Genomic DNA, 24,885 nt, shown 5'->3' on the forward strand with positions numbered 1-24,885 from the left:
AACTTAAATAGATAATATATCTGATATTCTTATTAATTCATCGTCGATTTTTGCTTCGCCTTTTACTGCTTTTTCCAACGGAGTGTACGCCATTAAATCGTTTTGAAGACCAATCATTACGTTTTTTTCTCCTTTTAACAACGCTTCAACCGCTGCAACACCCGATCTGCTTGCCAAAACACGATCAAAACAACTTGGTGAACCGCCGCGCTGAATATGTCCGATAACCGATACACGTACATCGTATTCTGGTAAATGTTCTTCAACATAATCGCTTAATTCGTACACATTTTTTCCAGATTTTTCGCCTTCAGCAACAATGACAATACAGCTCGATTTTCCTGAAGCTTTGCTTCGTTTCAGTTTCTCTAACAATTTTGGCAAACCGATGTTTTCTTCGGGAATCAAAATTTCTTCTGCTCCTGCACCTATTCCTGAATTTAAGGCGATAAATCCGGCATCGCGCCCCATCACTTCTACAAAGAAAATGCGTTTGTGCGATGTTGCCGTGTCGCGGATTTTATCAACCGCATCGATCACCGTATTTAAAGCCGTATCGTACCCAATAGTGTGCGATGTTCCGTAAATATCGTTATCAATAGTGCCGGGAATGCCTATCACAGGAATGTTGTATTCTTTAGAAAAGATCATTCCGCCGGTAAAACTACCGTCGCCACCAATGATTATCAGTGCATCGATTTGATATTTTTCTATGGTTTTATACGCTTTTTTTCTACCTTCGGCTGTCATAAATTCATCTGACCGAGCCGATTTTAAAATGGTTCCGCCTTTTGATACGATGTATTTAACATCGCGAGGTCCCATTTCTTTTACATCGCCGTCGATCAATCCTTCAAAACCACGGAAAACGCCGTAACAGGCAATTTCATAATAAGTACAAGCACGTACAACCGCCCTAATGGCTGCATTCATTCCCGGAGCATCGCCACCAGATGTAAGTACTCCTATTTTCTTTATTTTGTTTGATTTCATAAGTATTCTTAATATTTAAATTTTACCACATAGTTTCATAGAAAATATAGACTTTAGAGATTAAATAAAAATACATAGTTTTTTAAGCAACCCTTAAAAAGATGTGTGCCTACAATTGCTATGTAAATTAAGACCTATAGTACTATATCTCTATGTGGTTAGTTAAATTATAAATTTATATTGTCTTCTTGTTCTCAAGAAACTAAAGATACAAAATAAATTGAAAAAGCCAGAATCTATTTAGGTTCTGGCTTTGTTTTTTGTTCTTCTTGAGTATCTTCTCGGCGTTTTTCTTGAAACTTGATGTAATCTAATCCGTAATCATCGTCTGAAGAATTACTATTGTTCGGTTTGTTTTTCTCTGCTTCTTTTTGTTTGGCACGTTTGTCTGCACGAACCAATACTTTCTTTATCAGTTCTTTAAACGTATTAAAATCAACTTCGTAAGTTAAACCAATTCCTTGAGTATAATTGATGCCTTCACCAATATAGTTGATATCGTTTTCACGGTTGAAAACTCTTGCACGTAAGCTTCCATCGTCATTTAAAAGCAACTGAACTTCCACATCGCCCACAATCACGTTTTCTTCACGTCCGCCAACCGGCACACCTAATTTACTGTTAACCAAAATGCGGTCGCTAATCTGGGTTGACAATGTTACACCTACACGGGCTGCATCGGTATCATCTCTGAAGGGATTGCGTTCACTTTGCGAATAATTCAGTCCAACGCGAAACTTTCCTTCGGAATCTGAAAATAAATCATCGAACAAACTGCTGGCACGTTCAAACAAACTGCCGTAAACCGCATTTCCGCCCGTTGTTGTTGTAATAAATCCGCCGGTAGCCAACAATGCCATAGCCTGCGTTTCACGCGTATCTTTATCGGCTAATTTATATTCTATTTCTGATTTAATAGTTGATGTTACGTTAGGAAAATCAATTAAGAAATCAATTTCGGGATTGCTTAAATTACCTTGCAATGCAATAGAAACTTCGGTATCAACCTTACGGTTAATTTCAGAACTTTCTACAATTAACCCGGGATTCGACTGGGTTTTATAAACTGCCTTCAGATCTAAAATAGCATTTAACGGTTCGCCGTCCCAACGAATGGTTCCGTACTTAACAACATCGAGCTTTTTATCAATAATTCCACCGTATTTAAAATTGTATTCGCCGTTGTAAACCATAAAATCGCCCCACATGTTAAAGCGTCCAAGTGTGTTGATTTCCATCGTAATAAAACCGGCGCCACTACCTTTCATTCCGTGACCAGAAGCGCGATCTAACAAAATTTCAATTTCGGCATCGGGCGTTATATAAAACTCGAAATTCAATTGAACACCACCAAAACGAGTATTGTTCATAGGGGTTTCGATACCTTTTAAACGGTTGGCTTTTTCTTGTGGCGATAAAAAGTGAACAAAATTATTGTCGCCCAATCCACCGGCATCATCTAACGGAATTTTAATATTTGTCCCTTTTTTAGATTCTGCTTCAATGGTTACAACCAAACTTTCTACAGGTCCTTTTATGGTTGCAGATCCATCGATAAAAGCCGTTCCGTAATAAGGCGTTCCTTCTTTATAATCGCTGTCTAACGCCAATAAATTATCTGAAGACAATTTTGCATCGATGTTCCAGTTTTTTAGTTTGTTGTGCGAAATGGTTCCGTTTAATAATCCTTTTGTTTTGTGTTTGGAATCGGTAATGTTTACATTTCTAAGGATAAACTGACTTTCGGTAACATCAAGCGGTGCGTTTTCATCGAACAAATAATCAACACCTGTAAAAACAGGACGCATTCCGGCATTTGTTAGATATAATTTTCCTTCGATATCTGGATCTTTATGTGTTCCCTGAATGGTTGCACGACCAGATGCATCGCCACGGACATCGGACATAATCGATGATAAAAACGGTGCAATGGCTTTTAGGTTGAACTTGTTAAAACCGGCATCTAAATTCAATTTACTTTGACCTTTGCTCACAGAAATTAATCCGTTCATATAGAAATTCTCGGTAAAATCGTTCACAATATTTGATCGAACATTGAAATTCTGCAACGATTCATCTCCTTCTACTTCAAAATTAAACAGACCAAGCAGTACATCGTTAATCTCTAAATTCTCGACATTTAACTTCGATTTCGGTTTAAAAACATTGTTTTCTTGTACAAAAGAAACGTTTCCGTTGATTAATCCGGCAAAGGTTAAATTGGTTAAATCAGGTGTGATTTTATCCAATTCTACATTTTCAAATTCCAGATTCAAATCTTTATAATTATTGCCGTGCATGCTTCCGTTCAGCAAAACCATTTGCTCGTTGTGCGAAAGCTGAATGTCTTCAATAACAAAATCGTTAATTTCTTTATTAAAAATGATGCGGTTTTTATCGTTGTTGTATTCATTTAAATACCAAAGTGATTCTTTAAACTGAATTTCTGATTTTTCGATTCCGACTACCGATTTATTTTCTTCATCGATAGTATGATAAAAATTCAGGTAATACTTATCGGCTGCTGCAGTTCCGCCTTTAAACTGCGTATCAACATACAGCGTATCATTTTTCTTGGCGTTGTTCAGTACAAAATCGTATGCTTTGTAAGCCTTTAAATCTATGGTATCAACAGCTACAAAAGCATTTTGATTTTCACGCAGACTGTTCACATCAATCTGAATATTGGTCAGTTTATTATCACCATACTTCACAAAAGGCGTGTTCATTATTAAAACAAATTCGCCGCTATCTGCTGTGATTTTACCAGAAATAGAGGTTTCGTCGGCAATTTCTAGTTTTGGAACAAACAAATCGACAATCTTATTCTGAATATCCAAATTGTATTCGATAAACTGATTAGTAGCAATTTTATTGGGCGAATAGTTTTTATACAGTCGTCCCAATGAGTTTTCTACAATTCCCTTAAGCTGATTGTATTTAAAATTCCCGCGAATATAGCCGTTTACAATATCGTTGGATTTTATATCAATTCTGCGGATGTTATTTTCCTGAAATTCAGATTTAATAGAAAGGCTGTCAAAAGCGTAGGTTTCTTTAGAATTGGTGTAAGTGGCATTCTGCGCCAAAACGGTTCCTTCAAACGTATCCAGGTTTTTGCCGGTTCCCATCAATTCAAAATGACCTTTAAAAACACCCAGCGAATCTTTTACAATATGCAACGCGTTCATGTTTAAATGCTCGATATCTGCCTTAAAATCAACTGCGGTTTTGTCTGTTGAAAGATCTAAAGTTCCATTGAAATCAAGCAGTGCATTTGGATCTTTACTTACCAAAATTCCGGTATATGCAGGCAATTTCAAGCTACCATCGATCGTAATATCTTTATACGAATAATTGTTAAATGTAAACTGCTGTACCTGACTTTTTATAATGGTGTTGAACGACTCGGGATCGAAACTTTTACCATCAACCGAAGCAGTTAAGGTTGCCGTGCCGATTTTTTCGTTTTCAATCAACCCGCCAATATCAAAATTATCAAGCGTAATATCGCCTTTATAAGTTGCGTTTTGCTTTTGATTTATGTTCCATAATTCTACATCGGCCATAGCAAAACCAAGATTTGTAGTAGCTTCTACATTGGCATCCACATAAAAATTTTCGTACGCAACAGATCCTTGCAAATTAAGCAAACCCAATTTTTCCAACTGAACCGGCAACGATTTTCCTAAAACATTCGGCAATAGTGCTACGGCATTAGATCGAGTAATATTCAGGCGATTCAGATTAGCTTCAACACGAAACGGATTTTTCTTTACAAACAAATTTTTTAAAGCGAAGTTCCCAATGATTTCAGATCCAAATTTATCAGAAAGCTGCGTGTTTTCAAGCTTAAAATTATTCAGCGTACCTGTTGCTTTTGTGGTTAAATACAAAACATTATTGGCACCAAATTCTTTATAAAAATATTTTAAATCGTTTGTTGCAACCTTGGTTTTATTAAGATCTACCGCCAAATTTACCTTTTCGGTAAAATATTTTAAATCGCCTTCGGCATAACGCATCGCGATATTTCCTTTGATATACGATTCTTCGGTTTCAACGGCAAAAGGTTTTAAATCCATCGAAGTTTTGGTCATAGAAAAACTTGTAACCAAATCTTTTATGTAAATTCCGCGCTTGTCTTTTAAAGATAATTTGGTGATATCGGCATTAATATTTGGTCCGCGAACAATTAGTTTGTTCAATGAACCGTTCATTTCTTTAAAATCAATCGGTGTATTTCCGGTATTATCATCGGTAATTTTAAACCTTCCGTTGGTAAGATCCAAATGATCAATCTTCATTAAAAACTTACCGCTTCCGGGTTTTCCGTCATCAAAAACAGCAATAAACTTGTCTAAATTGGTTAATGTATCGCCTTTGTATTTATGGATAAAAAAATTAACATCCTGAATTTCGGTACTACCAAACAACAATTTTCCTTCGGTCAACTGTTTAAAATCAGTAATATCGGTGTATAATCGGTCAATGTAGGCTAAATCGTTGTTTCGGTCGTCTAAAACATGCACTTTTTTCATTAGAACCGTTCCATCCAACTGTACGGCAACCTGCCCAATCGACGTTCGGATATTGAATTGTTCATTAATTTTTGTAGTAGCATAATGCGCCAATTCTGTCTGAACTATAGGTGTGGTAATGATTACGGCTGCCAGTATAAAAACCAGCGCCAAGCCCAACAGCAACCCAAACAGTATTTTAAAAAGTTTTTTGATAGCCTTATTTGTTTTAAATTTGCTTTTTAATTTAAAGAAACAAAAATACTAATTTATGTAAGTTAATACGGTATTTAATATACTTTATACACATAAATTATACCGATTTTTTACAATGGAACAATTAAAGTACATTTTGGCGATTGAAAGTTCGTGCGATGATACCGGTGCAGCCGTATTATGCAACGATAAAGTATTGAGCAATGTGGTGGCAAAGCAGGAAATTCACGAGTTGTACGGCGGTGTAATTCCCGAATTGGCTTCCCGCGCACATCAGCAAAATATTGTGCCCGTTGTAGAAGTTGCCTTGCAAAAAGCCGGCATACAAAAAACCGATTTAAGTGCTATTGCATTTACGCAAGGTCCGGGTTTAATGGGATCTTTGCTGGTTGGTGGTTCTTTTGCGAAATCGTTAAGTATGGCGTTAGATATTCCGTTGATTGCCGTAAACCACATGCACGCTCATATTTTGGCTCATTTTATTGATGAAGAAGGATTTGATAAACCTACATTTCCGTTTTTGGCGATGACAATTAGTGGCGGACATACACAGATTGTGAAAGTGAATTCTTTTGTTGATATGGAAATTTTAGGCGAAACGACCGATGATGCTGTTGGTGAGGCTTATGATAAAACAGCAAAAATATTAGGTTTTCCTTATCCAGGTGGACCTTTGATTGACAAACATGCACAAAACGGAAACCCAAAAGCATACATGTTTACCAAACCAAAAGTTGACGGATTGAATTTTAGTTTTTCGGGTTTAAAAACGCAGATTTTATATTTTATTCAGAAAGAAGTTCAAAAAAATCCTGATTTTATTAAAGAAAATATCGATGATATTTGTGCTTCTGTGCAAAACATCATCATTAAAATTTTAATGGATAAAATGAAGCTTGCCGTTGAACAAACCGGAATTACCCAGATTGCAATTGGCGGCGGTGTATCGGCGAATTCGGGCATTCGCAAAGCTTTAAAAGAAACCGAAACCAAATACGGTTGGAAAACCTTTATTCCAAAATTTGAATATACAACCGATAATGCCGCAATGATTGGTATTGTTGGTTATCATAAATTTAATTTAGGAATTTTTAGTGATGATGAAGTAGTTTCTAAAGCAAGATTAGAGTTTTAATTATGCAGTTATTTTACGCTCCGGATATAGACAATGAAACAAATGAGTTCACTTTTGACAAAGAAGAAAGTAAACACATTGTTAAAGTTTTACGCAAATTAGAAGGTTCTATTTTACACATTACCAACGGAAAAGGTTTTTTGTTTTTTTGTGAAGTTATTTTAGCATCTGAAAAAAAATGTGTGGTTAAAATAAACGAATCGCAATTCACTGAACCAAGAAATTTTCGAATTCACATGGTGGTTGCACCTACAAAAATGAACGATCGTTACGAATGGTTTTTAGAGAAAGCTGCTGAAATTGGCGTGGATGAAATTACCCCTATTATTTGCGATCATTCTGAACGAAAGATTATCAAGACCGAACGTTTTGATAAAATTTTAATCAGTGCCATGAAGCAATCAAACCAAATGTATTTACCCATTTTAAACGAACCAATAAAGCTGACCGATTTTTTATTGAAAGAAATCAACGGACAAAAATTTATTGCACACTGTGAAGAAACCGATAAAGTTGAATTAAAAGACCGAATTGAAACACAACAGAATTATACGTTGTTGATTGGTCCTGAAGGTGATTTTTCTACAAACGAAATCAACAAAGCATTGGCGAAAGGTTATTTGCCCGTTGCTTTAGGGAATACACGTTTGCGTACCGAGACTGCTGCAATTGTCGGTTGTCATACGTTGGTTTTAGCTAATAATTAGTTTAAATTTTATGATATTAACATCTGATTTAAAACGATTTATAAAAGACAACTTAAAGCAAGACATTAATAAATTAGCTTTAAAGAAAAATCCGTTTGTTGATTATGAATGGTCTTGGATTTTAAATCAGATACAAGCAAAACAGAAAGCCGAAAAAAAATTACCCACTTGGTTTGGTAACGATGATATTATTTTTCCAAGCACCTTATCAATTGAACAAACTTCATCGGAAACCTTGGCAAAGTTTAAAGCAGAATTAATTTCAGGAGAAAAACTAATCGACTTAACAGGTGGTTTTGGTGTGGATGATTTTTATTTTGCTAAACGTTTTAAAAAAGTTGTTCATTGCGAATTTCAAGAAGATTTATCAGCAATTGTTCAACATAACTTTAAAGTGTTGAATGCAGATAATATCGAAACTGTTTCAGGTGACAGTATTTCTTACTTGCAAAATTCAACTGAAAAATTTGATTGGATTTATATTGATCCTGCTCGAAGAGATGATAAAAAAACGAAAGTTTTTCTTTTGAAAGATTGTACACCAAACGTTGTTGAGTTGCATGATTTGTTGTTTGAAAAATCAGACAATATTTTAATTAAAGTCGCTCCGTTACTTGATATTTCGTCCATTTTAAACGAATTAAACAACGTTAAAACTATTTATGCGATTGGTTTACAAAACGAAGTGAAAGAGCTTTTAATTTTTCTGCAAAAAGATTTCACAGATCAAGCAGAACTTATTGCAGTCAATATTTCAAATGATGGAACCATTCATCAAGATACTTTTTCTTTAAATGATACTGCAGATTCACAGTTATCACTTCCGTTAAATTATCTTTATGAACCATTCAGCAGTTATCTTAAATTGGGGGCTTACAACAGTATTGCTGTAAAATTCAATGTAAGTAAACTGCACAAACATTCGCATTTATATACTTCAAATGAATTGATTGATTTTCCAGGTCGATCTTTCAAAATAGAACAAATTGTTTCGTACAATAAAAAAGATATTAAGTTTTTAGAAAATACAAAGTGTAATATAACCACTCGAAATTTTCCTTTAAAAGTGGAGGAAATCCGTAAAAAACATAAAATAAAAGACGGTGGCGATTTGTATGCTTTTTTTACTACTGATTTGAATAATGATAAAATTGTCGTGATTTGTAAAAAAATAACGACCGATAATTAATCGGTCGTTTTCTTTAATATTTCAATTCTAATGTTTTAGAAGTTTCTGCTCTTAATTCTTTTAATAATTCCGGATGATCGTTTAATTTTAATCCAAAAGAAGGAATCATTTCTTTGAATTTTGCCTGCCATTCTGGCGACTTAAATTCGTTTGGAAAACATTTTTCAATCAACTTCAACATAATGGTAACTGTTGTTGATGCACCTGGAGAAGCACCTAATAAAACCGCCAAACTACCATCGGCTGCGTTTACCACTTCGGTTCCAAAAGCTAATTCTGCTTTACCATTTTTATCGCGTTTCATTGTTTGTACACGTTGACCTGCAATTTCCAATCTCCAATTTTCTTTTTTGGCATTTGGAAAATATTCTTTTAACGAAGCTAATTTTTTCTCAGGCGATGCCAATACTTCAGAAATCAAATATTTTGTCAATCCCATGTTATCCAAACCAGCGCCAACCATTGTTCCGATATTTCCTGTTGAAATAGAACTGAACAAATCCCAATACGAACCCGTTTTTAAGAATTTGGTTGAAAAACCTGCATAAGGACCAAACAATAATGATTTTTTGCCGTTTACAAAACGGGTATCCAAATGCGGAACCGACATTGGTGGTGCACCAACAGATGCCAATCCGTAAACTTTTGCAAAATGTTGTTCTGCCAACTGCTCGTCTTCACAAACCAACCATTGACCAGAAACCGGAAAGCCACCATACGCTTTTCCTTCAGGAATTCCAGATTTTTTCAACAATAAAATAGAAGCGCCGCCCGCACCAATAAACACAAATTTTGATGTTACCGTGCGTTTTTCACCTGTTTTAATATCTTTTACAGAAACCTTCCATTTACCATCTTGCGTTCGCTTTAAATCGTAAACTTCCGTATTAAAAGTAACTTTAACACCATCTTGTTTTAGCTGATGTTTAATCATTCGCTTAGTTAATTCGCCAAAATTGACATCGGTTCCTAAATTCATATAGGTAGCCGCCACTTTTTGATCAGCTTTACGTTTTTCCATAATCAGCGGAGCCCAGTTTTTTATGGTTTCGGTATCTTCGCTGTATTCCATTGCTTCAAAAAGCGGTTGTGTTTTTAAAGCTTCGTGTCGTTTTTTAAGGAAATTTACATTTGCATCGCCCCAAACAAAACTCATGTGAGGTACCGTATTTACAAATGATTTTGGAGATTGGATAATGTTTTTATTCACCAAATACGACCAAAACTGACGAGATTCTTCAAACTGTTCGCAAATATCTAATGCTTTAGTTGTATCAATCACACCGTTTTTTTCGGGCGTATAATTTAATTCACAGAAAGCTGCATGACCCGTTCCGGCATTGTTCATAGCATCTGAACTTTCTTGCGCAGCACTGTCTAAACGTTCAAAAATTTCAATTGTTGCTTTCGGATTTAATTCTTTAAGTAACAACCCAAGTGTAGCGCTCATGATTCCGGCACCAATTAATACTACATCGCTTTCTGTACTTTTGTTTGTTGACATTTTTAAATGATCTGTTATTTAAAACTTGCTTAATTTATGTTAAAACCTGTTGCTGCTCATGTAATCTTGCAGTAAAATGGTTGCTGCAATTTCATCGACTAAGGCTTTGTTTTGTCGTTGTTTTTTCTTTAAACCGCTATCGATCATTGTTTGAAAAGCGATTTTAGATGTAAAACGTTCATCCATCCTTATAATTTCTATCTGCGGATACAGATTTGCTAATTTTTCTACGAACTTGTTAATTTCAGCTCCGATACTCGATGCTTCATTGTTCATACGCTTTGGTTCGCCAACTATTATTTTTGATACTTTTTCTGTTTTAAAATAATTTTCTAAAAACGTAAAAATGGTCTTTGTTTCAACAGTTGTCAATCCCGATGCGATGATCTGCATTTCGTCGGTCACGGCAATTCCGATACGTTTTCCACCGTAATCAATTGCCATTAGCTTGAAATTATTAGTATTCAAACGTTCCGTAATTAGATTGTATGGTTAACTTTTTAGAATCAGAAGCTTCTACCCTTCCTACAATTTGTGCGTTTACGTTAAACGATTTAGAAATAGCAATAATTTCTTCTGCAATTTCAGGGTTAACGTACAATTCCATTCTGTGACCGCAGTTGAAAACCTGATACATTTCTTTCCAACCCGTTTGCGATTGCTCTTGTATCAACTTAAATAACGGCGGAACATCGAACAAATTATCTTTAATTACGTGAACATTATCTACAAAATGCAAAATTTTTGTTTGTGCACCACCCGAACAATGCACCATTCCGTGCACATCAGTTGCATTAAATTTTGCTAAAATTTCTTTTATGATTGGTGCGTAGGTTCTAGTTGCAGAAAGCACTAATTTACCAGCGTTTATTGGCGATCCTTCTACGTCATCAGTCAATTTCTTTGCGCCAGAATAGATCAAATCTTTTGGTACTGACGGATCAAAACTTTCAGGGTAATTTTCGGCCAGATAATGTGCAAAAACATCGTGACGAGCAGATGTTAAACCGTTGCTGCCCATTCCGCCATTGTATTCTTTCTCGTAAGTTGCCTGTCCGAAAGATTCCAAACCAACAATAACATCACCCGGTTTAATATTGGCATTGTCAATTACATCGCTGCGTTTCATTCGAGCCGTTACGGTAGAATCTACAATAATTGTTCGAACAACATCACCAACATCAGCCGTTTCGCCACCTGTAGAATGAATAGTCACTCCAAACTTCTTCAATTCTTCAATCAATTCTTCCGTTCCGTTGATAATTGCCGAAATAACTTCGCCAGGAACCAGATTTTTGTTTCTACCAATTGTAGAAGACAACATGATGTTATCTGTAGCACCAACACACAACAAATCATCGATATTCATGATTAAGGCATCTTGTGCGATACCTTTCCAAACAGATAAATCGCCGGTTTCTTTCCAATAAAGATACGCCAAAGACGATTTTGTTCCAGCGCCATCGGCATGCATAATTAAGCAATAATCTTCGTCATTGGTTAAATAATCGGGAACAATTTTACAGAAAGCTTTAGGGAATAAACCTTTATCAATGTTTTTAATAGCATTATGCACATCTTCTTTTTGGGCAGATACCCCACGTTGCGCATAACGATTTGTACTATTATCTGAACTCATATTTTTGTGTGTTGTTGTGCAAATTTACATTTAAAAACAATGTTTTGCAATGGAATTAATAACAAATATCTAACGATTGCATAATTTGTTACAAAGTACGCAAAATTGTCGTAGCATCGGCTTGTGCTTGCGGCAAAATGGTAATATCGGCTACCTGCACATGTTTTGGCTGATTTACTGCAAATGCGATATTTGCGGCAATATCTTCTGCTTTTAAAGGCTCATAACCTTGATATACTTTACTTGCGATATCTTCATTCCCTTTAAATCGAACCAAAGAAAATTCGGTTTCTACAGCACCTGGAGCAATTCCTGTAACTTTAATTCCCAACGGAAGAAAATCTAAACGCATGCCTTTTGTAAGTGCTTCTACCGCCCATTTTGATGCGCAATAAGTTGTTCCGTTTGCATACGCTTGTTTACCGGCAATCGATGAAATATTTACAATATGTGCATTATCGGAATTTTTAATGAGTGGCAAACACGCTTTGGTAACGTAAATTAATCCTTTTACGTTGATATCAATCATCGCATCCAAATCATCTAAATCGGCATCTTGAAAACTCGCCAAACCGTGTGCATTACCTGCGTTGTTAATCAAAACATCAATATTTTGCCATTCGGTAGGTATCGATTCAAAAGCAGTAAAAACTTCTTCTTTCTTAGCAACATCAAATGGTAATAATAAAGTTGGTGTATCAATAAGTTCGGCTTGCAGTTGTTGTAATCTTTCCAACCTTCTTCCACATAAAATCAATCGGTTTCCTTCAGCCAAAATTTTTGCAGTTGCATAGCCAATTCCTGAACTGGCACCGGTAATAAGTATTGTTTTCATTTTAACGAAATCTTTTGGCAAAGGTAAAACACATTTTTAAATAACGGTTTGTTTTAAGCCTTGCATTATGCATTGCCATAAATAATTAAAGAACGACTTTTCTTTAGTACGGTCAACAGGTTTAATTTCCACTTTTTTAAATCCGTCGGTGTTCGATCGAACCACCATATTGGCAGCTGCTGTTAAAAATTTACGTTCTTTATTCTCCTTATTAAGCAGCGTCATTTTTAAATTGTTGAAATCCATGGCGTACTGCCCCGTTGCCGTATTATTGTTTCCGCTGAAATTAAATGCCATGTGATCGATTTTTCCATCTGCCTGCACTTTTAAATAAGGTTTTAGAAACGGATTCATTGCCGGAGCCGGAAAGTTTTTTAAATCGCCATTAATGTTGAATTTTTCAGATCGATCCATAATATCAAACTGCCAGCTTGCCACCAAATCGCCTTGCTGCATAAATTTTGTTTTAACAAATATCTGGGTTTTTGGTCCGTTAGAACGCTTGTATCCGCTGTAAAGATTGGTTGCTGTTAAATTAAAATTCGCAAAAGTAAGCTTACCCGGATTGGTACTCGTTGCGGTATCTTCTTCGTACGAAAGTTTTGAATTCTTGATTTTTAAAGTTTGTATTTCAAACGGAAAATCAACATTTCGCAATCTGTAGCTATACAAATGATTTTCTTTAGGATTTAAAGGAACTGAAACATCGCGGTAAATTTGCGCATCCATATTGTTTAAAAGCACTTCTTTAAACTTTATGAAAAATTCATCTTGCGCATCAAATCCCCAAGTAAAATTATTGAATTGCAACTCATTTGCCGATAAATTGTAATAATCTTGAGCGTATTTTAATTTTGCTGCATGTTGTTTTCGACTTATTTTCGGAATCATTTTAAAATTTTTCACCGATGCATTAGCTTGTTTCAGTACAATTCCAGCTGCGTGAATGTTGTAGTCTTTACCAGTATCAAAATGAATTTTCCCTGTTGTTAGCAACGGATTTTTATACACAAACGGAACATTTTCTAAAACCGTTTTATCGTCAACCCGAATATCACTTAAGGTTAAATTAAAATTGTTTACGGTTAGTTTTTTATATTTTGCTGCATGATCTTTTAAAACGTAATTGGCGTTGTTTACCGACACTTTATTAATTAAAACAAGATCGTTTAGTTTACTTGGTTCGCTTGTTTTTTTAGATGGATTTTTCTTTGGAACATGTACAAATTGCGGGTTATTCAACTGAAATTCATCAATTACTAAATGTTGTTTTACTTTGTTTGATATTTTCTTGATTTTGATATCAAAATTGCTCACATTTAAAACTCCTAACGAATTAAATGCGGATTTTTTTATATCGATTTGATCAACATCCAACTGAAAAGGAATCAGCGGCTGCACCATTTTTTCGGTATCCTTTTTTGCTTGTTGAACCACCGTTTGATTTTTCTGATCCAAAATTTTCACGTTAATCGAATCAATAGAAATTGCGCCGATCTTCACAAACAAATCGTCGGTTTTATTATAGCCCCAATCGGTATTTTTCAGAGTAAGTTTAGGCACATCAACCAATAATCGGGTATTTGCTTCGGTCTGCGTATTTTTAAATTCTTTTGATGTTTTGTATGGCAACAGTCTAAAATTATTCACCGAAATATTCTGCATATCAATAGCAATACTGTTCGATTTTACAATTTGCAGATCATTTACCACACTGTAAACAGAGTCAATTTTAAAACTATAATCGGTATAAGTAAATGGAATATCTTTTTGCACCGTATATTTTCCCATGTGAATTCCGTCGATCTCTGCGTTGAAATTAAAGATTTCGTGTAATAAGGTATCGTTTCCGGCAGTCATCATTTTTAAATGCGCTTTTTGCACACTTATTTTATCAATATCGATAATTGAAGATAACTTCGATTCACTTTTAAGCGTATCACGAACTGCAGGTTTTAAAACAGTAATTTCCGGACCAATAACAGAAATGGTGTAGGCTTTAAGATTTTTATTTTTGATTAATTCGTAGAAATTTACACCGGTAACGCTGATGCGTTCTACCTTACCAAAAAAATCGATGTCTTTTTTAATATCGGCATTCTTCTTGGGTGTCAGTTCCACATTTTCTATAGACAGACTATTGCTGAAAATAGAAAAATTCATATCATTATAAACCAAATTATAGGCGGTGTCGTTTTTGTCTTCTATAATTTTAGGAAGCTGATTTTTAATAATCACATTTATTGTAACATTTACTATAACTGCCAACAATAGTACAGACAAGGCAATAATACCTATGATTTTTACAGGCTTGGTGATTTTCATAAAAGCTACATTTTTTATTAAATGTAACAAAAAATATTCAAATGCTTTTTTAGTTTTACAAACAATTATAAACTAATTTTAAACCACAATAATGTATAAATAAAAAGATTGCCAAGAACCCTTGGCAATCTCTAAATAAATATGAAATACAAAGTTTAATTTTGTAATGTAGTAAAAGTATTGATTTTTAATTGATTACGCAAATAAATTTTTAAAATGTCTGAAATCAAACTGTTAAAAATAAATGATTTTAAAAACAAAGAGCCTGAAAACTCTTTTTATGCCAACACCATAACCTATCATTTGCTTTTACATCACTCGCGAATTGAAAAGCCGCACAAGCATAATTTTTATGCCGTTTTTCTGTTTACCAAAGGCACAGGAATGCACGAAATTGATTTTAATAAGTACGAAGTAAAACCAGGATCGGTCTTTTTTCTGTATCCCGGACAAACCCATTCGTGGGAACTTTCAGACGATATTGACGGATACATATTTTTTCATACCGAAGATTTTTATGAAATGACGTATGTAAATAATTCCATTAAAGATTTTCCTTTTTTTGAATCGAATTACTCCGATAAATGTATCTATTTAACTGAAGATAAATGCCGATTGATTGAAGATCTTTTTAAAACACTTTTATTAGAATCTGCAAATGAAGAATGGAAGAAAAAGCAGATGATTTTATCGTATTTAACACAAATCTATATTAATTTAAACCGATTTTTAGAAACACAGAGTGCTGTTAACTTTTCAGATTTAAGACATTATCAATCAGTCTTTTCAAAATTTGAAAAATTGGTAGACGAACATTTTTCAAAAATAAAATCAGCAACAGAATATGCTGATTTATTGAATATTACACAGAAACATTTAAATAGAATTGTTAAGTCTATCACCCAAAAAACAACTACCGAAATTATTACCGGTCGCATTATTCTGGAAGCGAAACGCCAGTTGCTTTATACCGATAAAACCTTAAACGAAATCGCGTTTGATTTAGGTTTTAGTGATTATACTTACTTTTCGCGTTTGTTTAAAAAGCAGGTTGAAATTACCGCGTCAGATTTTAGAAAATTATACAAAAACGAAAGATAATTCTTAAACTTCGTCTTCTTTTTTGTAAAATAGATTAAGCCACATTAAACGCGATACACGATAATTAAACGTAGATAATATTAATATTACAAGCACAACACCAATAAAAATACTTAAAAAACCTACGTTAAACAATAATCCCAAAACAAAAACTGCCACCATTTCAGCCACCGTTAAAGCATAACTCATATACATTCCACCAAAATAAAAACCAGGTTCGCGGTGAAACGAATAGTTGCATTTTGAACAACGCTCATTCATAACCGGCATTCTAAACAAAAACGGATTTCCTTTTACCTTAAAAACTTTGGTTCCGCCGCATTTGGGACAAGTACCATCTAAAACTTTACTTACGTAAGACATTTCTTATTAATTTTGTACAAATATATGACTATTTATCACGTTAAACCGTTTCAAAAAAACGCAATTAGTTGCACAATTCAGACATTTAATTAAATTTTACATGAATACAAATTCGGCAGAAACACCTTGTTTTATTACTTTTAACGAAGATGTATCTACTATAAAATTACCTGAAAAATTAAATTTCCCGTTTTATTATGATGTGCATCCGTTATGCGAAATTGCTGCTGAACAAGTGCAACATTTTCTGGAAACAAATGGTAAATTGCAACATAATTTCGGTTTAGAAAACAATGCTGATTTATTACCAATTGGTAAAATGTTTGGTGTTTTAATTGTTGAAAATAATGGAGAATTAGGATTTTTAGCAGCTTATTCAGGCAAATTGGCAAACAGTAATTCTGTTGCATTTTTTGTTCCGCCTGTTTTTGATATGCTAACTGATAACGGTTATTTTTTACGGAAAGAAGAAGAACTGAATGCCATAAATAGAGAAATTGAATCGTTAGAAAATAATACAGATTTAAAAAATCTTCAAAGAAAAATAACTGATTTAGAAGCAACTGCCAAGCATGAAATTGATTCTTTTAAAGAAAAGATTAAAATCAATAAAAAGTCAAGAAAAGAAGAACGTCTTCTAAAAAAAGAAATACTTTCTGTTGAAGAATACCAAAAATTTGAAGCTGATTTAATCAAGCAGAGTTTATACGACAAACATTTGCTGAAAGAATTAACCAATAATTTTGAAACAGAATTAAATTCAATCAAAAAAGAAATTTCCATCTTAACAAATCAAATTGAAATTCTGAAGAATCTTCGCAAAACAAAATCGAATGCATTACAAAACTGGCTTTTTACAAACTACACTTTTTTAAATGCCGAAAGTGAAGAAAAATCACTGCTCGATATATTTAAAACGGCACTTCACTCCCAACCTCCTGCTGGTGCCGGCGAATGTTGTGCACCCAAATTATTTCAGTACGCATACAAAAATAATTTAAAGCCAATTGCTTTGGCAGAATTCTGGTGGGGACAATCGCCAAAATCAGAAGTTCGCAAACACAAACAATTTTATCCGTCGTGTTGGGGTAAGTGCGAACCCATTTTAAGTCACATGCTTAAAGGATTGCAGGTAGATGAAAATCCGTTTTTACAAAATCCTGCAAAAGACAAAGAATTGGAAATTATTTACGATGATCCTTATTTGGTGGTTATCAACAAACCTGCAGAATTTTTATCGGTACCCGGAATCAACATCAGCGATTCGGTTTACGAACGTATCAAACACAGGTATCCGCACGCAACTGGTCCGTTAATTGTGCATCGGTTAGATATGTCCACCTCTGGATTAATGGTTCTTGCTAAAAATAAAGACACGCACGAAAATCTTCAAAAACAGTTTATAAAACGCAAAGTAAAGAAAAGTTATATTGCCTTGTTAGATGGATTGATCGAAACGGATTCCGGTAAAATCGAACTGCCTTTACGAGTTGATTTAGACGATCGTCCGCGACAAATTGTCTGTTACGAATATGGAAAAATGGGCATTACCGATTTCAAAGTATTATCAAAAACTGAAAATTCAACCCGAATTCAATATTTTCCAATAACGGGCAGAACACATCAGTTACGTGTACATTCGGCTCATAAATCAGGATTAAATGCTCCAATTAAGGGCGACGATTTGTACGGCACAAAATCAAATCGACTGCATTTGCACGCACATACGTTGGAATTTTTCCATCCAATCACAAAAGAATGGGTTATTTTTAAGGCAGATCCAGATTTTTAAGCAAATCAACCTCACAAACTTTTTGTACATTTGTGTTGATTAATCACGGCTATGTACACAGTAGAAGTTAAAAATAACAAAACGCGCAAGCAATTTTTAGATTTTCCCGTAAAATTATATCAGAACGATAAAAATTGGATCCAACCTTTAAATCAAGACATTGAGAAAGTTTTTGATCTTGAAAAAAACAAGCTTTTTAAACGTGGCGGTAAAGCAATTCGTTGGATATTGTTTAACGGAAACGATGAAGTAATTGGTAGAATTGCAGCTTTTGTAAATCCTAAATACGAAGGAAAAGCGGCTGTTGGCGGCATTGGTTTTTTTGAATGTATCAACGATCAAACTGCTGCAAATTATTTGTTCGATCAGGCAAAGGAATGGTTGAAACAGTATAAAATGGAAACCATGGACGGACCGATAAATTTCGGTGAACGTGATCAATGGTGGGGTTTGCTGATTGAAGGTTTCTACGAACCGTTGTACAATATGAATTACAATTTTCCTTATTATATTGATTTATTCGAAAATTATGGTTTCAAAACCTATTTTAATCAGGAATGTTTTTCATTGCCAATAACGCAGCAATTACAACCTAAATTACACGAACGTCACGAAAATATTGCTAAAGATTCCAATTTTAAAGCTGAATATTTAAAGCTGAATAATTTAGACAAATATGTTACCGATTTTGTTACGATCTACAATAAAGCGTGGGCAAGTCATGGAGGCGGAAAAGATATTTCGTTATCACAAGGAAAGCTGATTTTTAAAACAATGAAACCGGTTATCGATCCTAAAATTGTGTGGTTTGTATATTATAAAAATGAACCAGTTGCTTTTTGGTTGAATTTACCCGATTTAAATCAGTATTTTAAGCATTTGAATGGAAAGTTCGGACTTTTACATAAACTTAAATTTCTTTGGTACAAAACTTTTAGAAAGAGTAAACGTGTTGTAGGTGTTGCATTTGGCGTTGTACCCGAATGGCAGGGAAAAGGTGTTGATAATTTTATGATTATCGAAGGTCAAAAAGTGATGAAAGACGAGTTACCTTATACAGATTACGAAATGCAGTGGATTGGCGATTTTAACCCAAAAATGATAAATGTAGCCAAAGGTTTAGGTGCCGATTTAAGTAGAAAATTAAGAACATATCGTTATCATTTTGATACAACAAAACCAGTAGAATTGCATAAAGTTATAAAATAAAAACAGGCTGACATTCGTCAGCCTGTTCTCTTTTAAAAAATACCGCTTAACCTCAATAAATTAGCATGTGTTTTTATTTAATTTATATTTGATGTTTATTTTATTACCATGTTTAAAAAGCATCAGCAAACAGCAATAGTTTTAGTAGTTTCCATTTTATTTTTTGGAATACCGTTTATAACATCGCCCGATTTACAAAATAATCCTTCGTTTTTTAATTCGCTTATTTTCTACAAACGTTGTATAGAAACCTTAATTATTGTCGTTTATTTTTATCTGAACTATTTCCTGTTTGTACCTTACTTCTATCACAAAAAAAAGTATTTAATATTTATAGCGGTATCAGTGGTTTTCTTGCTAATTGCAGTTAAACTTCCCGATTTAATCATTACAAACGAACAAATTCATTGCGCATTGATCGCTCAAAATCCTGATTATAAAGGAAGAGGTCCACGACCAGAAATGCCTTTTTTTATGGAATTTTTAATCGATAAAAATGCGTATCAATTTTATCTGGCGTTATCAATCGGGATTTTGTTAAAGACCAATCAATACATAAATGGTATGCAGCAGGATATGTTGAAGAGCGAAGTATCGTATCTGAAAGCACAGATTAATCCTCACTTTTTATTCAATACATTAAACTCTTTGTACGCTTTATCTTTAGTAAAATCAGATGATGCACCGAATGCTATTTTAAAATTATCGTCGATTATGAGGTATGTTGTAACCGAAAGTTCAAAAGAGAAAGTATCTTTAAAGAGTGAATTAGATTATATTTCTGATTATATCGATTTGCAAAAACTCCGTTTGACAAAAAATACACAAATCGATTATCAAATTTCCGGATCTGTAGAAAATCAAACCATTGCACCCTTACTTTTTATTCCGATTATTGAAAATTGCTTTAAATATGGAGTTAATCAAACAGAAAATGTAGTTATTAAAATTCATATCTCGGTTGATAATAACGAAATTTTGTTGGAAACTTTCAATAAAAAAGTAGCAAAAAATATCAGCGAATTAGAAAAAACCGAAACAGGAATTATTAATACTCAAAAACGTTTAGATATTCTGTATCTTAACAAATACAAATTGAACATTGAAAATACCGATACGGATTACAAAGTGCAACTAAAAATAAATTTAAAATGATAAAAGCAATTGCAATTGACGATGAACCGCTGGCTTTAACAATTTTAGAGCATTTGTGCAGTAAGAGTACGGATGTTGTTTTAGAAAAAACATTTACATCGCAACAAGAAGCATTGAATTATCTGGAGAAATTTCCGGTTGATTTGATTTTTTTGGATATTCAGATGCCCGAAAACGACGGAGTTTCATTTTATAAATCGATCCAAAACAAACCACTGGTGATTTTTACGACCGCTTTTGATAGTTATGCAGTGGAAGGTTTTAACGTGAATGCCGTTGATTATCTGCTGAAACCTATTGCGTACGAACGATTTGAAACTGCGGTTGAAAAAGTAAAAAGATTAAAACAGTTGCCTGTTTCTGGTGTAGAAGATCCTTTTATATTGATACGTGCCGATTATAAATTGAACAAAATCTACCTAAAAAATATTCTATTTATTGAAGGTTTAGATGATTATATTCAGATTCATATCGAAGGTAAAAGTAAAATTGTTGCTCGCATGTCTATGAAAAATATTTTGGAACAATTACCGCTATCAGATTTTATTAGAATTCACAGATCTTTTATTATTCCTGTGCAAAGAATTACATCGGTTCAAAGTAAATTTATCTTTATCAATGATCAGGAATTTCCGGTTGGCGATACCTATAAAGCTACTGTTTTACAGCTTTTAACCGACAAAAAAATATAATTTGCCGACAAACTAAAAAAAATATTTAAATACACTTGCAGAATAAAAAAAACGTTGTACATTTGTACTATAACTCATCTACTACAGGACAAGTAATTAGAATGTTTTAGAATTTTTGAGTTTTTCATAAGTGTTTTTTTTGGTTATTAAAGTGGGTTTATTTCGGTAAACCCACTTTTCTTATTTAGTGGTTTCTGCTAAAAACCGTTCGGTAATAAAATCGATATCTTTGATTGATTTACGCATCCAATCTATTTTTTTAGATAGAAATTCTTCTTCTGAAAGTTTCCAGTTTAATGTTGAATTTCGTAATTTATTGGTAATGTTGTTAATTACAATGGCAGCCGAAACCGAAATATTCAAGCTTTCTGTAAAGCCATACATAGGGATTTTTATATAAGCATCTGCCTGATCCATAATTTCTTGAGATAATCCATTTTTTTCTGTCCCAAAGAATATTGCAGACGGTTTGCTGATATCAAAATCATCTAAAACATGGGCATCGGCATGCGGAGTTGTTGCTACAATCTGGTAACCTTGATTCTTTAAGCTGTCCAAGCAATTCTGTGTAGATGAATGTCGGTGAATATCCACCCACTTTTCAGCACCCAACGCAATTTCTTTATCAATTGTTTTGCTGAATTTTTGTTCGATCATGTGTAAATCCTGAATACCAAAAACCTCGCAACTTCTCATTACCGCACTTGTATTATGCAGCTGATACACATCTTCCACCGCAATACAAAAATGTTTGGTTCTGTTTTCTAAAACTTCATTAAACTTTAATTTTCTGTTTTCGGTAATAAAATCTTCCAAATATTTTCTGTAATCTTCACTTTTATATAATTCTGATAAATTCATGGCTTTTATTTAATTTAGTAGCAAAGATACTATTTGCAGATACAATGAAAAATTTAGTTTTTTTAACAGGCGCTGGAATTTCGGCAGAAAGCGGCATAAAGACCTTTAGAGATGCTGATGGTTTATGGGAAGGACACGATATTATGGAAGTTGCAAGTTTTGATGGTTTTGAGAAAAACCCCGCATTAGTCTTAGATTTTTACAATCAAAGAAGAAAACAGTTGTTGGAAGTTCAACCTAATAAGGCTCATGAAATAATTGCCGATTTACAGCAACATTTCAACGTAACCATTATCACTCAAAATGTTGACGATTTACATGAACGCGCCGGCAGTGAAAACATAATTCACTTACATGGCGAACTTTTAAAAGCACGAAGCGTTGTTAACGAAGACTTGATTTACGATTGGAAAACCGATATTTTAGAAGGAACAACAAACGATAAAAACCACCAATTGCGTCCACACATTGTATGGTTTGGCGAAGCAGTTCCTGAAATTGAAAACGCTGTAAAGATCATTGAAAAAGCTGATATTATTGTTATTGTAGGAACATCTTTGCAAGTATATCCAGCAGCAGGTTTGATAGATTGCGCCGATAAAGCAAAACACTTTTTTTATGTTGATTTGAATCCTGCTGAAACCAGTTATTTTAGAAAGAAGATAAAAGTGATTCCTAAAAAAGCATCCGAAGGAATGATGGAATTGAAGGAGTTGTTAAAAGAATTATCTTGATAAAGATTATGAGTTATTATTACAGACCTCACAGGTATTTAAAACCTGTGAGGTCGTGATTTAGCAGCGTTTAGAATCTAATACTACAAACCGCTTTGTAAAAAAAGTTGCGGATAATCGGTGGTAATGCAATCAATTTTTTGAGAGATAAATTCTTGTGCGATTTCTAAATTGTTAACCGTCCACGAATTTGTTTTTAGGTTTAAATCTTTAAATTCTTTAATGATGTTTTTATCAGCTAAAAGCAAATTGTAGTTATAATCCATTCCGCTTAAACCACTTTTTAAAACTTCACTTGCAGTTTTATCTCCTTCCAAATAATGAACAAGAAAGTTGGGAAGTTTGTTTTTTAGATACACAGCCGAATCAAAATCGAACAAAATAAATTCTAAATTTTCGGGATTTGCGTTGGTTGGAAGTCCATTTACAATCACATCAATCAGTAGTTTGGTTCGATCAGTTCCACCAATTTTAGAAGTTTTAACTTCAAGAATTAATTTGGTATCTGTTTGATTCAATCCTTCAGAATAGAAATCATTTAATGCTGGAAGTTTCTCTCGGTTTGACAATTCTTTAATCAATAAATCATTATAGTTGGTAGTTTCGATATTCAGTCCAAAAAAATCAGCATCATGATTAACAACCACAATAAGATCTTTGGTTAAATGAACATCGAATTCTGTTCCGAAACACTTTAATTCGATTGCTTTTTTTAAAGAAGCTATTGAGTTTTGTGGCAGATTAAATTCTTTCCAAGCACCGCGGTGTGCAATGATTTTATTTTTCATATAACTGAAAAATTAATTTTCTTTTTCTGTTTTCTGTTGACTGTTCGATTCTTTTTCCAAATCATCCTTCAGTTCGTCCATCAATGAATCTTTCCAAAGTTTTGTACCTGTCATGTAAGCAACTTTGCTTATCAAAAAACCAGCAACAGGAGAAGTAATCAACAGAAAAAACATGATTGCAATGGCTTTTGTTGTTACCGAAAAATCTGAAAAATATAAAACCGCTGCAACCAAAATACAGCCAATTCCTAAAGTTGCTGCTTTTATTGTTACTGATAATCGCGAATAAAAATCAGGCATTTTAAATACACCAAACGAAGCTATTAAAATAAAAATGGCTCCTAAAGTGCTTAAAATCATTATTAAAATATTATTCATCTCTTTTTCTTTTAAAAATATAGTAAGAAAATGCCACGGAACTTAAAAAGGCAATCAGCGCCATAATCATGGCTTCTTCTAAAAACATGGGATTATTTACAACAATACTAAAAAGTGTTATAAATGCAACCCCGACTGTAATCATTAAATCAAGTGCTACTACCCTATCAACAACCTGCGGTCCCTTTATAAATCGGAGAATTATAAAAAAAATCGCCAGACAAATAATGGGCATTACAACATACGCTATATAATCTTCAACCGTCATATTATCGAAGTATTTCTAATAATTTTCTTTCAATTCTGTTACTCAACGTGCTTTTGAATTCTTCTTTATTTGTAAGATACATTACATGAATATACATAAATTTCTTGTCTTTAGACAAATCTATTACAACCGTTCCCGGCGTAAGCGCAATCATATTTGCCAGCATGGTAATCTCAAAATCTGTTTTTGCATCCATTTCATATTTAACAATTCCGGGTTTCATGTTGTAATTTGGTGTAACAACATCTTTCATAACTTCAAAATTGGCTTTTAGCAAATCGTAAAAAAACAAAAATATAAAAGCAAAAATTTTAGGAACACGGTAAAAATACTCTGTGTTGGCTCTTATCGATCGGTTTACCATCCACAAAATAAAGAACCCCATGGTGTATCCAAAAAGAAAATTGGCATAATCTAACTGACCGGTAAGTGCCACCCAAACAAATGTAAGTAATATGTTTAATAAGAAATTTTGTAACAT

General features: G+C 33.7%; 22 protein-coding genes. 9 read left to right on the forward strand and 13 right to left on the reverse strand.

Going from position 1 to position 24,885, the window contains the following annotated elements; genetic code table 11:
• Nucleotides 1-3: 3 nt before the first annotated feature.
• The gene (gene pfkA / locus BM253_RS04315) at nt 4-993 is read right to left on the reverse strand and encodes a 6-phosphofructokinase (RefSeq protein WP_091519731.1); all 990 of its coding nucleotides are present in this window, start codon (nt 991-993) and stop codon (nt 4-6) included.
• A gap of 236 nt (nt 994-1,229) precedes the next feature.
• Nucleotides 1,230-5,699, reverse strand: coding sequence for a translocation/assembly module TamB domain-containing protein (locus BM253_RS04320; protein ID WP_143095582.1), 4,470 nt, complete (start codon nt 5,697-5,699; stop codon nt 1,230-1,232).
• 145 nt (nt 5,700-5,844) lie between these two features.
• Here BM253_RS04320 and tsaD point away from each other — a divergent pair, with 145 nt between their 5' ends.
• The 3 genes from tsaD to BM253_RS04335 are packed head-to-tail and all read left to right on the forward strand — an operon-like array spanning nt 5,845 to nt 8,760.
• Nucleotides 5,845-6,864 carry a tRNA (adenosine(37)-N6)-threonylcarbamoyltransferase complex transferase subunit TsaD gene (gene tsaD / locus BM253_RS04325; RefSeq protein ID WP_091519736.1) on the forward strand — a complete coding sequence of 340 codons (1,020 nt, stop codon included), beginning with the start codon at nt 5,845-5,847 and terminating at the stop codon, nt 6,862-6,864.
• A gap of 2 nt (nt 6,865-6,866) precedes the next feature.
• On the forward strand, nt 6,867-7,571 hold the full coding sequence (locus tag BM253_RS04330; protein ID WP_091519738.1) for a 16S rRNA (uracil(1498)-N(3))-methyltransferase: 705 nt from the start codon (nt 6,867-6,869) through the stop codon (nt 7,569-7,571).
• A 10-nt stretch (nt 7,572-7,581) separates the two neighbouring features.
• The gene (locus tag BM253_RS04335) at nt 7,582-8,760 is read left to right on the forward strand and encodes a THUMP-like domain-containing protein (protein WP_091519741.1); all 1,179 of its coding nucleotides are present in this window, start codon (nt 7,582-7,584) and stop codon (nt 8,758-8,760) included.
• Nucleotides 8,761-8,773: 13 nt separating this feature from the next.
• Here BM253_RS04335 and mqo read toward each other — a convergent pair whose 3' ends face one another.
• The 5 genes from mqo to BM253_RS04360 all read right to left on the reverse strand — a co-directional run bounded on the left by mqo (nt 8,774) and on the right by BM253_RS04360 (nt 15,063).
• The gene (gene mqo / locus BM253_RS04340) at nt 8,774-10,264 is read right to left on the reverse strand and encodes a malate dehydrogenase (quinone) (RefSeq protein ID WP_091519743.1); all 1,491 of its coding nucleotides are present in this window, start codon (nt 10,262-10,264) and stop codon (nt 8,774-8,776) included.
• Nucleotides 10,265-10,303: 39 nt separating this feature from the next.
• Nucleotides 10,304-10,708 carry a Holliday junction resolvase RuvX gene (gene ruvX / locus BM253_RS04345; RefSeq protein WP_091519746.1) on the reverse strand — a complete coding sequence of 135 codons (405 nt, stop codon included), beginning with the start codon at nt 10,706-10,708 and terminating at the stop codon, nt 10,304-10,306.
• 13 nt (nt 10,709-10,721) lie between these two features.
• Entirely contained in the window at nt 10,722-11,903 is a 1,182-nt protein-coding gene (locus BM253_RS04350; RefSeq protein ID WP_091519749.1) for an AIR synthase related protein, read from the reverse strand.
• An 88-nt stretch (nt 11,904-11,991) separates the two neighbouring features.
• Nucleotides 11,992-12,738: an SDR family NAD(P)-dependent oxidoreductase gene (locus BM253_RS04355; protein WP_091519753.1), complete on the reverse strand. Its 747-nt coding sequence runs from the start codon at nt 12,736-12,738 to the stop codon at nt 11,992-11,994.
• A 36-nt stretch (nt 12,739-12,774) separates the two neighbouring features.
• On the reverse strand, nt 12,775-15,063 hold the full coding sequence (locus tag BM253_RS04360) for a DUF748 domain-containing protein (protein ID WP_091519757.1): 2,289 nt from the start codon (nt 15,061-15,063) through the stop codon (nt 12,775-12,777).
• Between the two features lie 216 nt (nt 15,064-15,279).
• On the opposite strand from BM253_RS04360, the gene BM253_RS04365 reads away from it, so the two are divergent.
• Nucleotides 15,280-16,164, forward strand: coding sequence for a helix-turn-helix domain-containing protein (locus BM253_RS04365; RefSeq protein ID WP_091519760.1), 885 nt, complete (start codon nt 15,280-15,282; stop codon nt 16,162-16,164).
• 3 nt (nt 16,165-16,167) lie between these two features.
• Here BM253_RS04365 and BM253_RS04370 read toward each other — a convergent pair whose 3' ends face one another.
• Entirely contained in the window at nt 16,168-16,527 is a 360-nt protein-coding gene (locus BM253_RS04370; protein ID WP_091519764.1) for a DUF983 domain-containing protein, read from the reverse strand.
• A 100-nt stretch (nt 16,528-16,627) separates the two neighbouring features.
• Here BM253_RS04370 and BM253_RS04375 point away from each other — a divergent pair, with 100 nt between their 5' ends.
• From BM253_RS04375 to BM253_RS04390, 4 genes are all read left to right on the forward strand, one after another.
• Entirely contained in the window at nt 16,628-18,319 is a 1,692-nt protein-coding gene (locus tag BM253_RS04375; RefSeq protein WP_091519767.1) for an RluA family pseudouridine synthase, read from the forward strand.
• A gap of 51 nt (nt 18,320-18,370) precedes the next feature.
• Nucleotides 18,371-19,528, forward strand: coding sequence for a hypothetical protein (locus BM253_RS04380; RefSeq protein WP_091519771.1), 1,158 nt, complete (start codon nt 18,371-18,373; stop codon nt 19,526-19,528).
• A gap of 108 nt (nt 19,529-19,636) precedes the next feature.
• Nucleotides 19,637-20,683: a sensor histidine kinase gene (locus BM253_RS04385; RefSeq protein ID WP_091519775.1), complete on the forward strand. Its 1,047-nt coding sequence runs from the start codon at nt 19,637-19,639 to the stop codon at nt 20,681-20,683.
• Nucleotides 20,680-21,375 carry a LytR/AlgR family response regulator transcription factor gene (locus BM253_RS04390; protein ID WP_091519779.1) on the forward strand — a complete coding sequence of 232 codons (696 nt, stop codon included), beginning with the start codon at nt 20,680-20,682 and terminating at the stop codon, nt 21,373-21,375. The genes BM253_RS04385 and BM253_RS04390 overlap by 4 nt, the downstream gene beginning before the upstream one ends.
• 180 nt (nt 21,376-21,555) lie before the next feature.
• Here BM253_RS04390 and BM253_RS04395 read toward each other — a convergent pair whose 3' ends face one another.
• Nucleotides 21,556-22,236 carry a TrmH family RNA methyltransferase gene (locus BM253_RS04395; RefSeq protein WP_091519782.1) on the reverse strand — a complete coding sequence of 227 codons (681 nt, stop codon included), beginning with the start codon at nt 22,234-22,236 and terminating at the stop codon, nt 21,556-21,558.
• 44 nt (nt 22,237-22,280) lie between these two features.
• On the opposite strand from BM253_RS04395, the gene BM253_RS04400 reads away from it, so the two are divergent.
• Entirely contained in the window at nt 22,281-22,970 is a 690-nt protein-coding gene (locus tag BM253_RS04400) for an SIR2 family NAD-dependent protein deacylase (protein WP_091519785.1), read from the forward strand.
• 83 nt (nt 22,971-23,053) lie between these two features.
• On the opposite strand, the gene BM253_RS04405 is transcribed toward BM253_RS04400, so the two are convergent.
• Genes BM253_RS04405 through BM253_RS04420 form a run of 4 tightly spaced genes read right to left on the reverse strand, consistent with a single transcriptional unit; the run spans nt 23,054 to nt 24,885 of the window.
• Nucleotides 23,054-23,758, reverse strand: coding sequence for a glycerophosphodiester phosphodiesterase (locus BM253_RS04405; protein WP_091519789.1), 705 nt, complete (start codon nt 23,756-23,758; stop codon nt 23,054-23,056).
• Nucleotides 23,759-23,770: 12 nt separating this feature from the next.
• A complete protein-coding gene (gene mnhG / locus BM253_RS04410; protein WP_091519792.1) occupies nt 23,771-24,136 on the reverse strand; it encodes a monovalent cation/H(+) antiporter subunit G in 366 nt (121 codons plus the stop codon).
• A complete protein-coding gene (locus tag BM253_RS04415) occupies nt 24,129-24,404 on the reverse strand; it encodes a monovalent cation/H+ antiporter complex subunit F (protein WP_091519795.1) in 276 nt (91 codons plus the stop codon). Before BM253_RS04415 ends, mnhG begins: the two co-directional genes overlap by 8 nt.
• 1 nt (nt 24,405) lies before the next feature.
• Nucleotides 24,406-24,885: a Na+/H+ antiporter subunit E gene (locus BM253_RS04420; RefSeq protein WP_091519798.1), complete on the reverse strand. Its 480-nt coding sequence runs from the start codon at nt 24,883-24,885 to the stop codon at nt 24,406-24,408.

The organism is Paenimyroides ummariense, assembly GCF_900115115.1.
In the GTDB taxonomy this organism is placed as follows: domain Bacteria; phylum Bacteroidota; class Bacteroidia; order Flavobacteriales; family Flavobacteriaceae; genus Flavobacterium; species Flavobacterium ummariense.

Coding starts and splice junctions, on each gene's coding strand:
- BM253_RS04375 (WP_091519767.1), top strand. CDS start 16,628: ATGAATACAAATTCGGCAGAAACACCTTGTTTTATTACTTTTAACGAA.
- BM253_RS04355 (WP_091519753.1), bottom strand. CDS start 12,738: ATGAAAACAATACTTATTACCGGTGCCAGTTCAGGAATTGGCTATGCA.
- mnhG (WP_091519792.1), bottom strand. CDS start 24,136: ATGAATAATATTTTAATAATGATTTTAAGCACTTTAGGAGCCATTTTT.
- tsaD (WP_091519736.1), top strand. CDS start 5,845: ATGGAACAATTAAAGTACATTTTGGCGATTGAAAGTTCGTGCGATGAT.
- BM253_RS04385 (WP_091519775.1), top strand. CDS start 19,637: ATGTTTAAAAAGCATCAGCAAACAGCAATAGTTTTAGTAGTTTCCATT.
- mqo (WP_091519743.1), bottom strand. CDS start 10,264: ATGTCAACAAACAAAAGTACAGAAAGCGATGTAGTATTAATTGGTGCC.
- BM253_RS04405 (WP_091519789.1), bottom strand. CDS start 23,758: ATGAAAAATAAAATCATTGCACACCGCGGTGCTTGGAAAGAATTTAAT.
- BM253_RS04365 (WP_091519760.1), top strand. CDS start 15,280: ATGTCTGAAATCAAACTGTTAAAAATAAATGATTTTAAAAACAAAGAG.
- BM253_RS04395 (WP_091519782.1), bottom strand. CDS start 22,236: ATGAATTTATCAGAATTATATAAAAGTGAAGATTACAGAAAATATTTG.
- BM253_RS04380 (WP_091519771.1), top strand. CDS start 18,371: ATGTACACAGTAGAAGTTAAAAATAACAAAACGCGCAAGCAATTTTTA.
- BM253_RS04400 (WP_091519785.1), top strand. CDS start 22,281: ATGAAAAATTTAGTTTTTTTAACAGGCGCTGGAATTTCGGCAGAAAGC.
- BM253_RS04360 (WP_091519757.1), bottom strand. CDS start 15,063: ATGAAAATCACCAAGCCTGTAAAAATCATAGGTATTATTGCCTTGTCT.
- BM253_RS04415 (WP_091519795.1), bottom strand. CDS start 24,404: ATGACGGTTGAAGATTATATAGCGTATGTTGTAATGCCCATTATTTGT.
- ruvX (WP_091519746.1), bottom strand. CDS start 10,708: ATGGCAATTGATTACGGTGGAAAACGTATCGGAATTGCCGTGACCGAC.
- BM253_RS04335 (WP_091519741.1), top strand. CDS start 7,582: ATGATATTAACATCTGATTTAAAACGATTTATAAAAGACAACTTAAAG.
- BM253_RS04330 (WP_091519738.1), top strand. CDS start 6,867: ATGCAGTTATTTTACGCTCCGGATATAGACAATGAAACAAATGAGTTC.
- pfkA (WP_091519731.1), bottom strand. CDS start 993: ATGAAATCAAACAAAATAAAGAAAATAGGAGTACTTACATCTGGTGGC.
- BM253_RS04390 (WP_091519779.1), top strand. CDS start 20,680: ATGATAAAAGCAATTGCAATTGACGATGAACCGCTGGCTTTAACAATT.
- BM253_RS04370 (WP_091519764.1), bottom strand. CDS start 16,527: ATGTCTTACGTAAGTAAAGTTTTAGATGGTACTTGTCCCAAATGCGGC.
- BM253_RS04420 (WP_091519798.1), bottom strand. CDS start 24,885: ATGTTACAAAATTTCTTATTAAACATATTACTTACATTTGTTTGGGTG.
- BM253_RS04350 (WP_091519749.1), bottom strand. CDS start 11,903: ATGAGTTCAGATAATAGTACAAATCGTTATGCGCAACGTGGGGTATCT.